At 47.9% G+C, this 977-nt stretch carries 1 protein-coding gene; it reads right to left on the reverse strand.

From position 1 onward, the window contains the following. On the reverse strand, nt 1-977 hold a 977-nt coding region (gene tuf, locus Aso01_RS15805; RefSeq protein WP_052406680.1), incomplete at both ends, for an elongation factor Tu.

Genomic DNA, 977 nt, shown 5'->3' on the forward strand with positions numbered 1-977 from the left:
GTACGGAAATAGAACTGTGGACGGTAACCGTTAAGGAACGGAGTATGACGACCACCTTCTTCTTTAGAAAGTACGTATACTTCTGCGTCGAATTTAGTGTGCGGCTTGATTGTACCTGGTTTAGCAAGTACTTGACCACGTTGTACGTCTTCACGCTTAGTACCACGAAGAAGGACACCACAGTTCTCGCCCGCACGGCCTTCGTCTAGAAGTTTACGGAACATTTCAACGCCAGTTACTGTCGTAGTTTGTGTATCACGGATACCTACGATTTCAACTGATTCGCCTACTTTCACGATACCAGCTTCTACACGGCCAGTTACTACTGTACCACGACCAGAAATTGAGAATACATCTTCGATTGGCATCAAGAATGCTTTGTCGATTGCACGCTCTGGCTCTGGGATGTAAGAGTCTAGTGCTTCTACAAGCGCAAGAACTGAAGGCTCACCGTACTGACCTGCGTCACCGTTAAGCGCTGCAAGTGCAGAACCACGGATCACTGGAGTGTCGTCGCCTGGGAAGTCGTAAGTAGATAGAAGTTCACGAACTTCCATTTCTACAAGCTCAAGAAGCTCTTCGTCGTCTACAAGGTCGCATTTGTTCAAGAATACAACGATGTAAGGTACACCTACCTGACGAGAAAGAAGGATGTGTTCACGAGTTTGTGGCATAGGACCGTCAGTCGCTGCACACACAAGAATCGCGCCGTCCATCTGAGCAGCACCAGTAATCATGTTTTTAACGTAGTCGGCGTGGCCCGGGCAGTCAACGTGCGCGTAGTGACGGATTGGAGAATCGTATTCTACGTGTGAAGTATTAATGGTAATACCACGTGCTTTTTCTTCTGGAGCCGAGTCGATTTGCGAGTAATCTTTCGCTTCACCGCCGTAAGTTTTCGCACAGATAGTTGCGATCGCAGCAGTAAGAGTTGTTTTACCATGGTCAACGTGACCAATTGTGCCCACGTTTACGTG

The organism is Acinetobacter soli (assembly GCF_000760595.1).
Classification (GTDB): Bacteria; Pseudomonadota; Gammaproteobacteria; order Pseudomonadales; family Moraxellaceae; genus Acinetobacter; species Acinetobacter soli.